The 15,695-nt window shown below is 45.0% G+C and carries 17 protein-coding genes; 13 read left to right on the top strand and 4 right to left on the bottom strand.

Annotation, left to right across the window (positions count from 1 at the left end; all coding sequences use genetic code 11):
* Nucleotides 1–579 precede the first annotated feature (579 nt).
* The 8 genes from FR741_RS04100 to FR741_RS04065 all read left to right on the top strand — a co-directional run bounded on the left by FR741_RS04100 (nucleotide 580) and on the right by FR741_RS04065 (nucleotide 7,744).
* Complete coding sequence (locus tag FR741_RS04100) at nucleotides 580–873, top strand: hypothetical protein (protein ID WP_012841496.1); 294 nt, start codon at nucleotides 580–582, stop codon at nucleotides 871–873.
* A complete protein-coding gene (locus FR741_RS04095) occupies nucleotides 870–1,319 on the top strand; it encodes a YaiI/YqxD family protein (protein ID WP_012841495.1) in 450 nt (149 codons plus the stop codon). The genes FR741_RS04100 and FR741_RS04095 overlap by 4 nt, the downstream gene beginning before the upstream one ends.
* A gap of 194 nt (nucleotides 1,320–1,513) precedes the next feature.
* Complete coding sequence (locus FR741_RS04090; RefSeq protein ID WP_006742535.1) at nucleotides 1,514–2,503, top strand: ketoacyl-ACP synthase III; 990 nt, start codon at nucleotides 1,514–1,516, stop codon at nucleotides 2,501–2,503.
* A complete protein-coding gene (locus tag FR741_RS04085; protein ID WP_167426309.1) occupies nucleotides 2,500–3,486 on the top strand; it encodes an NAD-dependent epimerase/dehydratase family protein in 987 nt (328 codons plus the stop codon). The genes FR741_RS04090 and FR741_RS04085 overlap by 4 nt, the downstream gene beginning before the upstream one ends.
* Nucleotides 3,455–4,318 (top strand): MBL fold metallo-hydrolase, encoded by an 864-nt coding sequence (locus FR741_RS04080; RefSeq protein WP_167426308.1) that lies wholly within the window; start codon nucleotides 3,455–3,457, stop codon nucleotides 4,316–4,318. The genes FR741_RS04085 and FR741_RS04080 overlap by 32 nt, the downstream gene beginning before the upstream one ends.
* A complete protein-coding gene (locus tag FR741_RS04075; protein WP_174856089.1) occupies nucleotides 4,306–5,574 on the top strand; it encodes a F390 synthetase-related protein in 1,269 nt (422 codons plus the stop codon). The genes FR741_RS04080 and FR741_RS04075 overlap by 13 nt, the downstream gene beginning before the upstream one ends.
* Complete coding sequence (locus FR741_RS04070) at nucleotides 5,562–6,674, top strand: ATP-grasp domain-containing protein (protein ID WP_167426306.1); 1,113 nt, start codon at nucleotides 5,562–5,564, stop codon at nucleotides 6,672–6,674. Before FR741_RS04075 ends, FR741_RS04070 begins: the two co-directional genes overlap by 13 nt.
* The gene (locus FR741_RS04065) at nucleotides 6,671–7,744 is read left to right on the top strand and encodes a hypothetical protein (protein WP_167426305.1); all 1,074 of its coding nucleotides are present in this window, start codon (nucleotides 6,671–6,673) and stop codon (nucleotides 7,742–7,744) included. Before FR741_RS04070 ends, FR741_RS04065 begins: the two co-directional genes overlap by 4 nt.
* Nucleotides 7,745–7,852: 108 nt before the next feature.
* Here FR741_RS04065 and FR741_RS04060 read toward each other — a convergent pair whose 3' ends face one another.
* From FR741_RS04060 to FR741_RS04050, 3 genes are all read right to left on the bottom strand, one after another.
* On the bottom strand, nucleotides 7,853–9,439 hold the full coding sequence (locus FR741_RS04060; RefSeq protein ID WP_006742541.1) for an AbgT family transporter: 1,587 nt from the start codon (nucleotides 9,437–9,439) through the stop codon (nucleotides 7,853–7,855).
* A 230-nt stretch (nucleotides 9,440–9,669) separates the two neighbouring features.
* A complete protein-coding gene (gene ykgO / locus FR741_RS04055) occupies nucleotides 9,670–9,795 on the bottom strand; it encodes a type B 50S ribosomal protein L36 (RefSeq protein WP_005593337.1) in 126 nt (41 codons plus the stop codon).
* Nucleotides 9,796–9,798: 3 nt separating this feature from the next.
* Nucleotides 9,799–10,059: a type B 50S ribosomal protein L31 gene (locus FR741_RS04050; protein ID WP_012841491.1), complete on the bottom strand. Its 261-nt coding sequence runs from the start codon at nucleotides 10,057–10,059 to the stop codon at nucleotides 9,799–9,801.
* Between the two features lie 122 nt (nucleotides 10,060–10,181).
* On the opposite strand from FR741_RS04050, the gene tsaA reads away from it, so the two are divergent.
* From tsaA to FR741_RS04025, 5 genes are all read left to right on the top strand, one after another.
* A complete protein-coding gene (tsaA, locus tag FR741_RS04045; protein ID WP_053809825.1) occupies nucleotides 10,182–10,877 on the top strand; it encodes a tRNA (N6-threonylcarbamoyladenosine(37)-N6)-methyltransferase TrmO in 696 nt (231 codons plus the stop codon).
* Between the two features lie 111 nt (nucleotides 10,878–10,988).
* Nucleotides 10,989–12,704, top strand: coding sequence for a proline--tRNA ligase (locus FR741_RS04040; RefSeq protein ID WP_046874977.1), 1,716 nt, complete (start codon nucleotides 10,989–10,991; stop codon nucleotides 12,702–12,704).
* Nucleotides 12,705–12,880: 176 nt separating this feature from the next.
* Nucleotides 12,881–13,549, top strand: a complete 669-nt coding sequence (locus FR741_RS04035) for a tellurite resistance TerB family protein (RefSeq protein ID WP_167426304.1) — start codon at nucleotides 12,881–12,883, stop codon at nucleotides 13,547–13,549.
* A gap of 111 nt (nucleotides 13,550–13,660) precedes the next feature.
* Entirely contained in the window at nucleotides 13,661–13,867 is a 207-nt protein-coding gene (locus FR741_RS04030) for a YaeP family protein (protein WP_005391765.1), read from the top strand.
* Nucleotides 13,867–14,058, top strand: a complete 192-nt coding sequence (locus FR741_RS04025; RefSeq protein WP_167426303.1) for a DUF4250 domain-containing protein — start codon at nucleotides 13,867–13,869, stop codon at nucleotides 14,056–14,058. Before FR741_RS04030 ends, FR741_RS04025 begins: the two co-directional genes overlap by 1 nt.
* Before the next feature lie 105 nt (nucleotides 14,059–14,163).
* Here FR741_RS04025 and FR741_RS04020 read toward each other — a convergent pair whose 3' ends face one another.
* A complete protein-coding gene (locus tag FR741_RS04020) occupies nucleotides 14,164–15,528 on the bottom strand; it encodes a sodium-dependent transporter (RefSeq protein WP_167426302.1) in 1,365 nt (454 codons plus the stop codon).
* Nucleotides 15,529–15,695 lie beyond the last annotated feature (167 nt).

Genomic DNA, 15,695 nt, shown 5'->3' with positions numbered 1-15,695 from the left:
CCATAATAGTGGCTGATTCCGTTAGCTTATTCCTTACGTCGCCGTCCTAGCGGTGTCCTTATCATCCTGATAGCTAACATTCCCCGTTAGCACACATCACTTGTTCCTTGAGCGGTGTCCCTTGCATCTTCCTGACGCTGTCCATAACCTCTATCCTAGAGGGGTCCATTGTCTATCCTTAGTCATCAACATCCTATTGATGATAGTGTCCTTACAATGTCCTACGCTCCATGCTTGATTAATCATCCTGACCAACCAAATCGTCTTCCTGACGATAACCAAATCCTTGGTGCTTTCCTGTTCCATGTCTGCTTCCTGCTGACAACTCTCAATTTACGCCTTTCCTAAAAATTGACAATCTATCCTAGATAAATATTTATACGCCACATTGGTTAAATAGTTGTTAAATCATTATTTATCAATAACTTGATGATTGTAACTTCTATTTTTCCGCTCACGAAATCGTTTTCTCTCACAACCCATGTAAGAGATCTCTCACACCACACATTCCAAATTGCTATTCGCCAAATTAGGGGACTCAACGTATGATGATAGATATATCGTTGTTAAGGATTAAAAATGTTAACTCAAGACGTTACTAAAGAATTAGAAGCGGTAATGGAACAACTGCAACAACAAGGAAAAGAACCAACCGTAGCGTTAGTAAAAGCACGCTTGAAAACGCCCGTCCCAATGCCTGCATTAATCACCGCAATAAAAAGTTGGAAAAGTGCTCAGCGTGTTCCCAAGGTTGAAGTCGCAGCGCAAGCGCATACCGATAATGATCGTCTTGCAGCGCTAGAAAGCACGGTGAAAAAACTAGTCGCTCGTATTGAAGAGCTAGAAGCCAAGCTAAGTGAGAAGTCATCATGAAGTTATGGGTAGATGCAGACGCGTGTCCGAAAGTCATCCGCGAAACCATTGTGCGTGCCGCCGAACGCACGGGGATTGAATGTACGTTTGTCGCCAACCACGTTGTCCCGGTGCCCAAAAGAGACAACATCCACTCGCTGCAAGTTCCAGCTGGATTTGACATCGCTGACAACGAAATCGTTAAGCGTGTGGAGGCCAACGATTTGGTGATCACATCAGATATTCCGCTTGCAGATGAGGTCATCTCTAAAGGCGCTCAAGCCCTCAGTTCACGTGGCGAGCTTTATACGAAAGACACCATCAAAGCACGTCTAAATATCCGCGACTTCATGGAAACCATGCGTTCAAGCGGAATTCAGACTGGTGGTCCCGCTGCGCTTTCCCAAACCGATCGCCGCGAATTTGCGAACCATTTAGATCGTATTTTGGCTAAATTTAGGAAGTAATCCTCACTCTATTCATATTGAGCCAGCAAATCAAAGCCTGGCTCATTCCTGAAAATTCATTTTCAGCATTGCACCCAAAGCGTGCTCTTACTCCCATTTGTTTTGTTCTGTTTATTTTTCATCTCGCTCGCCATAGCTTCAATATGCAACGTGGTTTATTTTGAACGACGTTTTTAATAAATGTATAGAGAATAATGGGCTTTAACATCGTTTCCAGTGGAAGCTACCTGCCAACGAATCAATGGTCAGATCGAGAGATGGATCGCTTCCTAAAATTGGCGCCTGGGACCTGCCGAAATAAATTCGACGTTGAATATCGTCATGTAGCCAATACAAAAGAGACCGCTATTTACATGGCGGTGCAGGCGATAGAGCAGTGTTTAGGAAACATATATACCTTGGGCTCCATTGATCTCCTTATCTACGCCAGCGGCACTCACCACCAGTCTCTGCCCTACGACGCCTCAGCGGTTCTCGCCGCGTTAGACGCTCCAACATGGCTAGAAAGTTTTGATTTGAACAGCACCTGTTTATCATTTCTTTCTGCGCTTGATCTTGCTCAGAGTCTATTCTTCGCAAAACGATACCGTCGGATTCTCATTGTCACCAGCGAACTCGCTACTGGCATCACACTGAATCGAAATTTTACACTCAAACCAGAAGTTGCAACCCTATTCGCAGACGGTGCCGCCGCATTTTTGCTCGAAGAACACAACGGTGATGGATTGCTCACCAGTCACTTTGAAACGCATCATACCGGGTATTCATTTTGTCAAATTAAGGGCGGAGGTAGTCATGTCAACCCTCACACCTCGGAGCATCAAGCCTATTTAAAAAGCTGCCAGTTTGAGATGGAGGGCAAAGCACTCTTTAAACATGTGCGTAAAACCTTACCGGCGTTTCTAAAAAAAGGCTTTGACGCCTCTCCGGTAACACTCAGCGATATTGATTATTTTCTTCCGCATCAAGCCAGTGCGCACGGATTAAAAAAACTGCCATCACTCACCGGGTTACCAACCGAGAAAACAGTTAATCACTTTTCGACTTTGGGAAACCAAGTCGCCGCCTCACTCCCAATTAACTTACACTGGCTGCGTAATCAGCCAGAAACAGCAGGAAAACATGTGTTATTAGCTGGCACCGCCGCAGGGTTGTCACTAGGTATGGGAGTGCTAAAACTATGAAGATATTAGTCACTGGCGGCAGTGGGATGTTGGGTAGCGCAATTCTAAGAATGTTTCACCAGCAGCATGAACTGCATTTTACAGCACGAAACACAGTCATCGCTAAACAACTCGCCGAGCAATTCGATGTTATCCCACATATAGTCGATTTAAGAGACCACTCAGCAGTTCATGCGGTATGCCAAGGTACGGATGCAATCATCCATTGTGCCGCTCTCTCAAGCCCATGGGGAAAGTGGCAGGCGTTTTATCAAGCCAATGTAGATGCCACCAAAAACCTCGTCAATGCGGCTAATACGCATCAAATCTCGCGTTTTATCCATATTTCCTCCACCAGCGTCTATTTTGACCATCAAGACCGTTGGAATATTCGAGAAACCGACGCCATTGCTTCACACTGGTGTAATGATTACGCACACAGCAAATACCTATCTGAACTTGAAGCCGTAAAAGGCCAAAGCAAAGCGATCATTTTAAGACCGCGTGGCATTTTTGGCCCCAACGATCGCGCGATTATCCCAAGAGTGCTTAAGGCGATAAAAAACAACACTCTGCTTCTGCCATCGGGTAGAAACCCAGTGGTTGATCTGACCTATGTCGACAATGTTGCCCATGCGGCGATGCTCGCTTGCACTCAGGCAGACCGGCTTCAGCATGGTGATGTCTTCAATATTTCCAACAACGAACCAATGCCAATTGAGACTGTTCTACAAGCTTTATGTGTGGGGTTGAACCTAAAAGTAACGTTACAATCATTACCATACGGTGTGGTATCACCATTATTAAAGCTCAGTGAGCAAATACGAAGGCGCTTACCACATCAGCCAGAGCCAAGGCTCACCTCATACAGCGCAGGATTGTTTAACTATCATCAAACTCTGGATATCAGCAAGGCGAAACAAACACTGAATTACCAACCGCTTTTTTCAATTCAAGAAGGAATACAGCAGTATGCAAACTGGTCTAAAAATAAAAATCTTTGAGGCTGGACACTGCGTACACCCAGGCTTTGTTGTCAAACCAGGCTCTGGTATAAAGCCTAGAGCATTTCCTGCAGCCGTTGCGTTAATTCAGCACCCGACACAAGGCAACATCCTGTTTGATACGGGATATCACGAGCACTTTTTTAGCGCGACTCGTCCCTTCCCTGAACGTTTTTATGCTTGGACAACACCTTGCCGCTATCAACAAGAACATGGGATTGTTGCGCAGTTAGCAAAAGAAAATCTCAAACCTCATGATATTGAGCATTTAGTGCTCTCCCATTTTCACGCTGATCACATTGCCGCCGTGTCTGAGTTTTCTCACTCTCAATTGCATTGCCAACAAAAAGGGGTAGATGCGATTACTAAAAGTGGTCGAATTGGAGGCGTAAGAAAAGGCTACCTAAAAGCTCTGCTTCCTCCACAAATAGAATCTAACTTCATCATTCATGGTGATTTTTCTGTGCCAATCAGCCAACTTCTTCCTCAGTGCCAAGGGGTTAACTTGCTCTGTAAAGACATGTTCGACGATGGACTTATTTATATGGTTAGCTTGCCAGGCCATGCAGCTGGCCAAGTGGGCTTGCTGGTTAAAAGAGACCAAAGTTGGCTGTTCTTACTCGCCGATGCATGCTGGTTAATCGAGAGCTTGAGTGAAAATATCGATCAGCATTGGCTGGCGAACATGCTTTGCGATGATACAAAAGCCTATAAAAACACCCTCTCCGAGTTGAGAAGTTGCTACCAACAAGCCCACCACGTTGTTCGCTTCGTACCTTCACATTGTCAGGAAACTATCCAGCAGCTAATCAAAGAAGGATGGATGAAGTGAGAACGCTTATCTCAGAATTCTGGCGAACCCGCTACCGCCCTTTCGGCTCAAGGGAACAAGTCGAAACATGGCAGCAACAACACTTAACGCAACACTTGGATTGGGTATGCCGTCATTCACCGTATTACCGCTCTTTTCAAGGTGCACCACTCAATGATTTCCCTATCATGAATAAGCAAACCATGATGGAGAACCTTTCAGAGTTAAATACGAAGGGCTTAGATGCTGAACAGTTAATGCAGCAGGCACTCAAAGCAGAGCAGTCACGCAACTTTGCCGCTTCGAAAGTTGGCGATGTTACGGTTGGGCTTTCTTCGGGCACATCAGGCATGCGCGGGCTGTTTCTTGCTGACAAGCAGGAAACACAACTGTGGGCCGGCAATATATTGGCTCGCCTTTTGCCCAACCTATGGCAAAAGCACCGAATTGCACTAGCCTTGCGAGCCAACAGCCCACTGTATAAATCCGTCGCGAAAGGACCTGTCACATTCTTTTATGCCGATTTAACCAAACCTTACCAAGAATGGATAAAAGAGTTGGATGAGTTCCAACCCACGCTTTTGGTTGGTAGTGCGCAAGCTCTTCAGCTCTGCGCCCAGTTCAGCGGTCAATTTGGTCAACCCGCAATTCAACCACAGCGGATCATTTCTGGGGCAGAGGTTCTAACCGAGAGTGACCGTCACTATATTTCTCAACGGTTCGACAGCGAACTCCATGAAGTCTATCAATGTACTGAAGGTTTTCTTGCATGTACTGATCAGCATGGACAAATGCGCTGGAATCAAGATGTTGTTTACATCCAAAAACATTGGCTGAATACCGAACGTACTCATTACAGCCCAATCATTACCGATTTTCGTCGTAAAACTCAGCCAATTATTCGTTATCAGCTCGACGATATTATTGAGAATAAACAGGATAATGGCGTATTTGAACCTCTTGGCGCAATTGCCGGACGATGTGGTGATCGCCTCACACTAAACGCAAACCACGTCCCAGTGACGGTGTTACCAGATCTCATCTACCGCGCTATAACACTATCAGCCCAAGGTCGCGTGGATTACCGAATCACCCAAACAGGGTCACAAACCATTCAAATTGAAGCGGATGTTCACCACCATAGGGTTATACATCAAGCCTTGATAAGGTTGTTTGACCAATTACGGCTTGATCCTGTCAGATTTAGTTACCGCCCTGCGCCTATTTGGACGCCAATGAATAAACAACGACGTGTGGTGAACATATGCGGGTCTTAATCACCGGAGCCCGAGCACCAGTTGCACTAGAGTGGGCAACCATGTGTATGCATCATGGGCATGAAGTAATTCTCACCGATTCGCTAAAAAAGCCTCTGGGATCATTTTTGCGAGGCATCGAGTCTTATATCCCCACCGCTTCACCTCGATTTGCGTTTCCCACCTACCAACAGCAGATCCTAAAAATCATTACTCAGATGCGTATTGATATGGTGATACCCACTTGTGAAGAAGTTTATTACTTGGCCCATGTTGCCAAGCAATGCCCAGAAGTAGATTTTTTTCTGCCCAATGTGGGACTACTCAATGCCCTGCACAACAAGTTGACCGTTTTTGAACAGCTTCAAGGCTTGCCAGAGATTACACTTCCAAAAACTCGTTTGGTCGCAGATAAAAGTGAGATTGAAATTAATAAGAGAACCGTTCTAAAGCCAGTTTACTCTCGGTTTGGCGGGCAAGTCATACGAGATGTGACTACTCAGTCTATTTCAGCCGCCACGATATCGACCCTTTATCCTTGGGTGCAGCAACAAAAAATCCACGGAACGCCAATGTGTAACTATGCGATTTTTGAACATGGTGACCTTAAAGCACACCAAGCTTATGTGCCGAAATACTGTGTAAACGGATCGGCCGCCAGTGCTTTTCAGCCGATCTCATGCGAACGACTAGATACTTTTATCGCAGCTTTTGGTGAGCGTCATACTTATCATGGGCAGGTGTCGTTTGACTTCATCCAATCACAAAATGATCTCTACGTGATTGAATGCAACCCAAGAGCCACAAGTGGTTTGCACCTACTCTCATCTCGATGCAATCAACTGCTTCCTAATATGGAGTTTACCAGTCCTTCCAAGCAGCGATTGCATCATTTAGGTCCAATAACACTCATCGCTGAAGGTGGATTATCCCTATTTAAGGCTCGAACTTGGCAAGATTGGTGGTCTGGAGTGAATGTAATGCAACAGCATAACTTGCCGGTAGGGAGCCAAATCCGGAGTGTGTTTGAATTACTCCGGTTAGCTAGGCAGAACAAGGCAAAATGGAGCGTCGCTTCTACCGTTGATATTGAGTGGAATGGAGAAGCGTTGCCATCATGACACTTTCCTCTCAAGAATGGCATAAAACCTTTATCACTCTTATGCAATCGAATCCTATTAATGAATGCACAGCAAGCTTTGGTTGCTACTATATCAATGATGTTGCCATTCCCTACTCCGTAACACCAAAAATACCAAACAACTGTTATGCCGTGTCCCCTATGACACTGCTTAGTGGCTACGCCGAAGAAGAGCTTCACAAAGTCAAAAATGTGGCTGTTCGATGGGTATGTAAGCTACTTATTAATATGACTAAACCAATCTTATCATTGGCTGGATTGGATCAAGTCCAAACGCTCAACAATCAGTGCTTGTCCACCAATATGTATAGCGAACAATGGGAATCCTTAAACCTTGATGAGCTGCGCCGCGTGGCACTCGATCAATACCCCACCTTTCCCTTGGTGCTTCGCTCCCTCAACCAACTTCAGCACTCACACTTAATTCAGCGATTAGAACAGCAACAATGGCAAAGCTTGGTAACACGACAAGTGTATTTACTTGAGGATTGGCAAGCATTCAGCTTCAACCGAGATTTAACAAAAGATTTCAAGCTGTTTAATGATAAAGATTGGCAGTTTAAGCCACTGGCTACTGATGAAGAGTTTCAGCGCGCCAAAGTGTTATATGACATGCTTTACCTTGATAAATACAGCCGGAATAACATCCAGTTTTCAACCCAATATTTAAAGCAGGCTAGCCAGAATAACTTAGTGCATTTAGTGGGACTGTTTTATCAAGACGAGATGCTGGCTACGTTAGGCATAGTAGAAATTGATAACGACATGACTTGCCCAATTTTTGGCTACGATACCAATAAGCCGCAGAGTTTTACGCTGTATAGAAGAATATCTGCTTATACCATCCGCCACGCAATGATATGCCAGCGTCGCTTTAATATGAGCTCAGGGGCACCAGCTTTTAAACGCAACCGAAAAGCCCAGCCAGAAATTGAATTTAGCTATGTTTATATTGCGCACTTACCTTGGTACAAACGCGTAATTTGGCAAAGCTTGTGCTGGCTCACTCAGCACTTTTATCGCCCTTTGTTGATGCGTTTTCAGCTATAAAACGACATCGATAGCCAAGCAAGCCTGCGTGCACACAATCTGGATCGATAAAAAAGCCTGCGACGTTCGCAGGCTTTTTATAATGGAGCTGTGTGAGGTAACCGTTTTTTACGGTGTGTAGTATGTTGCTGCGCCAGGGCCTACTGGTAAACCAAATACGAATACCCACAGATAGAACAACACACTCCAACCTACAATGAAGCAGATTGAGTAAGGTAGCATGGTCGCGATCAGCGTACCGATACCTAAGTTCTTCATGTAACGAGTTGCTACCGCTAGGATCAAACCAAAGTAGCTCATCATTGGAGTAATGATGTTTGTCGTCGAGTCACCAATTCGGTAAGCAGCCTGAATCGTTTCCGGTGCATAACCAACAAGCATCAACATAGGAACAAAAATCGGTGCCGTTACTGCCCACTGTGCCGATGCCGAACCAATCATTAGGTTGATAAAGCCACACATCAGAATGAAGGCAAAGAACAACATCGGGCCAGTTAAACCAATTTCTTGCAGGAAGCTTGCACCAGCAACCGCAAATACCTGACCGAAGTTAGTCCATTTAAAGAAAGCAACGAACTGAGCAGCAAAGAAAACCAATACAATGTACATGCCCATAGAAGACATAGATTTCGCCATTGCATCAATCACATCGCGATCCGTCTTCATCGTGCCAACAACTTTACCAAACACAAAGCCTGGGATAGCAAAGAACACAAAGATGAATGCCACGATACTTTTCAGGAATGGAGAGCCTGCAATTGTACCCGCATCAGAACGTAAGATGCCGTCTGCTGGAACAACCGTCCAAGCAAGCAACGCAGAAACAACCAGTACAGCAACACCTGCTAGTTTTAGGCCTTTCTTCTCAATGTCTGTCAAGCCGCCCATTTTGTCGTTAGACAAATCTTCTGAGGCTTCTTCTTCACTATATTTGCCAAGCTTTGGCTCAACAATTTTTTCAGTAACAAACGCACCAGTGATTGCAATGAAGAACGTCGACACAAACATGAAGTACCAGTTAACTTCTGGACCAACAGTGTAAGTTGGGTCAATCATTTGCGCTGCAGTTTCAGTAATACCTGACAGTAGCGGGTCAACCGTACCGATAAGTAGGTTTGCTGAATAACCACCAGATACACCAGCGAATGCTGCAGCAAGGCCTGCAAGTGGGTGACGACCTAGAGAATGGAACAGCATTGCTGCCAGTGGAATAAGTACCACATACCCCAGCTCTGATGCCGTATTTGAAATGATACCAGCGAAAACAACAGTCACTGTTACCATGCGTTGAGATGCGCCCATGACCAAGCCACGCATAGCTGCAGATAGCAAACCAGAGTACTCAGCAATAGCAACACCCAACATCGCAACCAAAACCGTGCCTAAAGGCGCAAAGCCAACAAAGTTTTTCACTAAATTGGTAACGATAAGTTCGAGTCCATCAGCGTTAAGTAAGCTGACGACATGAATCATGCCATCTGCGGCACGACCTTTTGCGCCCTCAGGACGAGGGTCTACAACGGAAACTTCGAAGTATCCTGCAATGCCCGACATCACCAGAATGGCTAAACAGAAAATGGCAAATAGTGTGATCGGGTGAGGTAATAAGTTCCCCAAATATTCGACAGTATCCAAAAAGCGCGTAAACAGCGGCTTCTTAGGCGAGTTTTGTTTAATTGAATCAGATGAACTCATCTGTTCCCTCCTTGTTTTTATTCCTGTGCAAATGTGACAAAAATGTCAAAAAAGCGAGCGAAGGGTACTTGAGTAGAAGGTTAAAGAAAAGCCCTAAATGTTACAAACTGTGACCATTAGAGAGTTTTATAACCAATAATAAACAAAAACGTAGATATTTCATCCATGTAAAACAGTTAAGTCAAAATTATCAATTAAACAAAACCATAAGCCAGAAATATGCAGAACGATTACTTCTGCACTGCTTTAAACCTCGGATTCGCCTTACAAATGACATATAGACGCCCTCTTCGTTTTACGATCTGGCAATCCGGATGACGACTTTTTGCACTTTTTAATGATTTCAATACCTTCATGATTTATTCCTTTTCGCTCTTAAATTGACCAAAACGACGGTTGAAGTTCGCAATACGACCTTCTGTTTGAACCACTCGCTGTTTACCGGTGTAGTACGGATGGGATGCTGACGACACATCTAACGTAAAGTAAGGGTAGGTTTTGCCATCTTTCCATTCGATGGTTCTCTCTGTTTTCAACGTAGAACCAACAACGAAGTATTCATCTACGCTGGTGTCGTGGAACACCACTGGACGATATTCAGGGTGGATTCCTGGTTTCATAATACTTTTCCTCTTAATTAAAATGTTATGTTATAACGTTTAATTAATAATCATTATCAACAAGAAAAGCAAGAGAAATTTGTGATACTTTTCATCTCAATGAATTCTTAAAGACGTCCACCATGTATTCCATTGAACCCATCGGTGTCATTGAGACACCGTACAAAGAAAAGTTTGCAGTACCGCGCCAGCCTCGCTTAGTTCCAACTGCGAAAGCACGCGTAAAACTGTTAGGTGCAGCGAATAGCCCCGAAGCAGTACGCGGGCTAGAACAGTTCTCTCACGTTTGGCTGTTATTTTTGTTTGATCAGAATTTGGGAGCAGGTTGGAAGCCAACCGTCCGTCCGCCACGACTAGGCGGCAATGAACGAATAGGTGTCTTTGCCTCACGCTCGACTTTCCGCCCAAACGGAATCGGAATGTCAGCCGTTGAAGTAAAAGGAGTCACTAAGCAAGGCGATCAAATCTATCTTGATTTAGGCAGTGTAGATCTCGTGGATGGCACACCGATTGTGGACATTAAGCCCTATATACCCTATTCAGATTCTATTCCAGAAGCACAAGGCGGATACGCAGACCAAGAACCAGAAAAGTCACAAGTCAACTTTTCTGCTCAAGCATTAGCAACGATAGAAAATCGATCCGATACTGACTATGTAAGATCAGTCATTGAACAAGTTCTGGCTCAAGATCCTCGTCCTGCATACAAGAAAAACAAGCCGGACGACAAAGAATATGCGGTAAATTTGTTCGACTTGAACGTAAAGTTCACAGCAACAAGCAACTTAATAACGGTTACCGCTATTGAAAGCTTTTGACAAACGCAATTGGCTGATATTATAGACGGCTAACAAATTTCCCTTTAGGGAACTCCCATACTCCAGCTTATTCAAGCTTGAGTATCTAACTTAAATAAACGGATAAATTTAATGCGTACCAGTAATTATCTTCTTTCTACTCTGAAGGAGACTCCAAACGACGCAGAAGTAGTGAGCCACCAGCTCATGCTACGTGCAGGTATGATCCGTAAGCTGGCTTCAGGTTTATACACCTGGCTACCTACTGGTCTACGTGTACTGCGTAAAGTCGAAAACATCGTTCGTCAAGAAATCGACAATGCAGGCGCAGTCGAAACTTTGATGCCCGTTGTTCAGCCGTTTGAACTATGGGAAGAGACAGGCCGCAGCGAAAAGATGGGCCCTGAGCTACTTCGCTTTACTGACCGTCATGTTCGTCCGTTTGTACTTAGCCCAACCGCTGAAGAAGTGATCACTAGCCTTGTTCGCAATGAAGTGAGCTCTTACAAACAGCTTCCGCTAAACCTGTACCAAATCCAAACCAAATTCCGTGACGAACGTCGTCCACGCTTCGGTGTAATGCGTTCACGTGAATTCTCAATGATGGATGCGTACAGCTTTGACATTGATAAAGACGGCCTACAAAAGTCATACGACGCAATGCACGATGCTTACTGCAAAGCATTCGATCGCATGGGTCTGGATTACCGTCCTGTACTAGCAGATAGCGGTGCTATCGGTGGTAGCGGCTCTCAAGAGTTCCACGTACTGGCTGAAAGTGGCGAAGACATCATCGCATTCTCTACCGAGTCAGATTACGCAGCAAACATCGAAAAAGCAGAAGCACTAGCTCCAGCCTCTGAAGCAGCGGCACCAACGCAAGAAATGACGTTGGTAGATACGCCAAACGCAAAAACAATCGCTGAATTGGTTGAACAGTTCGAGCTGCCAATTGAAAAAACAGTGAAAACTTTGTTTGTGAAAGCGTCTGACGAAGTTGATGCACCAATCATCGCGCTTATCATTCGTGGCGATCATGAGCTGAACGAAGTGAAAGCAGAGAACCTTCCTCAGGTTGCAGCTCCACTGGAAATGGCATCTGAAGAAGAAATTCGTGAGCTTATCGGTGCTGGTCCTGGTTCTCTAGGCCCTGTTGGCCTTAAACTGCCGTTCATCGTTGACCGCAGCGTAGCGGTAATGAGTGATTTCGGTGCGGGTGCGAACATCGATGGCAAACACTACTTCGGCATTAACTGGGGTCGTGACGCAGAGCTTGGTCAAGTTGAAGACCTACGCAACGTGGTTGAAGGCGATCCAAGCCCATGTGGTAAAGGCACTATCCAGCTTAAGCGTGGTATCGAAGTTGGCCATATCTTCCAACTTGGCAACGCTTACTCCGCAGCGATGAACTGTGGTGTACTTGGTCCTGATGGTAAGAACGTCATCCTAGAAATGGGCTGTTACGGTATCGGTATCACTCGCGTCGTAGCGGCTGCTATTGAGCAAAACCATGACAAATACGGCATCATCTGGCCAGATGCAATCGCACCATTCCAGGTTGCGATCGTTCCAATGAACATGCACAAGTCAGAAGAAGTAAAAGAAGCCGCTGAGAAGTTGTACGCTGAGCTAACGGCAATGGGCATCGAAGTACTATTTGATGATCGTAAAGAACGCCCAGGTGTAATGTTCTCTGATATGGAGCTTATTGGTGTACCGCATACCATTATTATCGGTGACCGCTCGATGAAAGAAGGCAACTTCGAATACAAGAACCGTGCTACTGGTGAGAAAACGCCAGTCGCAATGACTGATATTATCGAGCACGTAAAAGCTCAACTAAAGTAAGCGCTCGACGAGTTCGCATTTGAAGTAATTTCAAATAATTAGAAAGGGTTGGCTTCGGTCAGCCCTTTTTTATTACTGGGCAACCTTACTACTCCCCTTTAGATCTATTCACTTTGTTAATCTTTGGTTCAGCTTCTTGCTATTAAACTGATTTCATCATCTAAAGGAGGTCAGTTATGGATTTAAAAAGTCTTCTAAACCAAGCACTCAAATCAGACTTACTCAAGCAAGGGGCTGATGCGTTAGGTAAACAAACTAACAACATCAAATCCTCATCAAACTCAAGTAGCCTGAAAACGCTAGGAGCAGGTGCCGTTGGCGGAGGCCTTATCGGTATGCTGATGGGCTCGAAGAAAAGTAAAAAAATTACCAAGAAAATAGGCTCGGGCGCATTAAAAGTCGGTGGCGCTGCTGCGCTTGGAGCATTAGCCTACAAAGTTTATAACGACTGGCAAGCCAAACAGTCCGGTCAAGGTGTTCATGAGACCTTTGACCCCGATGACAGCAAACACAGTGTACTAATTTTAAAAGCAATGATTGGAGCCGCAAAAGCCGATGGCCATGTCGATGAAGAGGAAATGGCCCGCATCGAGCAAGCCCTCGCGGATATGGGCGCAGATGAGCACGTACGTCAACTCGTTCAGCAAGAACTAAACAAACCGCTCGATCCTGCTGAAATTGCTAATCAGGCGACCTCTCCCCAGCAAGCGTCAGAAATTTATCTCGCGTCTTTGATTGTTGCTGATGAGCAAAACTTCATGGAAAAAGCGTATTTGCAAGAACTGGCAAAACAGCTTCAGCTTTCACCAGAAGTCACTCAGCAGTTAGAAGTACAAATGCAGTGATTAAATCTCGCTCAAGCAACTCCTCAACTTGAGCCAAAACAACTCTGCACTTTGAGTTTCAAATCTGCTGTGTGTATATTGAGATAAGTTATCATTTAGTGGAAAGAAAACATGCAAGTATACGGCTGTTGTGAACTGGTGCGTGAGCTTTATGCTCAAATTGGTAGTGGCGATCAAGCTTACATTCCCCAAGCAATTTCATGTGCTGTTAAAGCGCTGAACGATGTTGCGGCGGATGAGTCTCTGCCTAAAGAAGTGCGTGAAAAAGCGGCATTTGCTGCGGCAAACCTACTGATTTCAGATTTTGAGGACAAGTAATGAATCTAGCGAACTTTGAATCCATGGATCCTGTCATGCTCATGAGCATTGTAAATATGAAGCTACGCGACGACTTCGGTGGTGACTTAAATAAACTGGTAGCTTTCTTCGATATCGATCGCGCGGCACTAGAAGCAAAACTGGCTTCTGCTGGTTTTGACTTTCTTCCAGAAGCAGGACAATTCCGTTAACCCGCAGCAATCACCGCGGGTAACTGAAACGGGGAATAATCAACATGAAAAAGGGCTTGATGATCACTCATCAAGCCCTTTTCTTTTGTCCAATAGACGTTTCGGTTAGCCGAATGAAGCCCAGATGACCGTAGCCACAAGAATTGGACATACAAACTTCACATACGCAGGCCATAACTTACCAAACCAACCTTGCGTAAACTCCGGGCAACCTTGCTCAAGCTCTTTGATTTTTGAGTTGCGATTCCATACCCAACCACCAAATAAGCAGAATAAGAGCGCAGCGGTTGGTTGTAGATACTGAGTAGCAACCGTCGCGACCATACCAAATAGAGCACCAAAGTTATAAACAATCACCACACTGAACAAGGCAATGATACCACCTAAAACCCAGCTCGTTGCGCTACGCTTGGTGTTGAAACGCTCACTCACTAACGCCACTGGACACTCTAACATTGAAATGGAAGACGTTAGCGCCGCAATCGTCAGCAATAAAAAGAACACAATAGAGAACAATTGACCAAGCAAACCTAAGCTATCAAACATCAACGGCAATACGGTAAATACCAACGTATCAGAGCTTAATAGAGAGCCATCTTCAGCATAGATTTGAACGCCTTTTTGCATCGCAACAAACATCGCTGGCATCACCACTAACCCTGCAATGAAAGCAACGGCAGTATCTACCATGGTCACGTTCATCGCCATCTTTGGTAGGTTCTCTTTCTTACTCAAGTAAGAGCCATAAATCAGCATTGAACAGCCACCGATCGTAAGCGAGAAGAAGCCCTGCCCCATTGCAGCAAGAATCAACTTGCGGTCCCATACCTTTTCGAAATCCGGTACCAAGTAATGCTTTAGCCCTTCCATCGCACCGTTTTGCGTCATGATGTAAGCAAACAGTAGAGCAAACAAAACAAACAATGCTGGCATCAAACGTGTGGACCACTTCTCAATACCTTGTTTTACGCCACCTTGTACGATGAGAATCGTTAGCACATAAAAAGTAATGGTTCCGAACAAGTTACGTTCAACGCTAAAGCCCTTTAGCCATTGAGTTGCAGCTTCTAACCCCATTAGATCTGTGATTGCACCCAGTAAAAAGCAGATCAACCAACCACCGACAATAGAGTAAAACGCTAAAACAGCGCTTGGTACGCTTAAACCAATCCAGCCCACAATACCGCCGAGCTTTTTACCTACCGGATGATTGGTAAGCGAACGCATACTATCCACCGGGTTGGCTTGACCATGACGACCAATCGCCATTTCAACCACCAGCATAGGAAATGCGACGATAAGAATCATCACCAAATAAACCAACAGGAAAGCACCGCCGCCATTACTGGCAGCTTGGGTTGGAAAGCCCCAAATATTGCCAAGGCCAACTGCGGCACCTGCGGCTGCTAAGATGAATCCGAGACGAGAGCCAAAATGCTCACGAGGCTGAGAAGAGGTTTGCTGTGTCATACTACTCACACAAAATATCATTGAACTAGCTAACTAGTACACTATAGCAATATTCACTATTCAACAAGAGCACTCCGGTTAAATACTCGACAGTTGAAACAATTCACAGTCATTCAGCTTGTAAATTTTAACGTACATCTCACATTCATCATTCTAAGACCTGGCGA

It is taken from the genome of Vibrio diabolicus, assembly GCF_011801455.1.
Lineage (GTDB): Bacteria > Pseudomonadota > Gammaproteobacteria > Enterobacterales > Vibrionaceae > Vibrio > Vibrio diabolicus.
The sequence above is the reverse complement of the archived record's forward strand: the minus strand, read 5'-3'. Positions and strand labels throughout refer to the sequence as shown.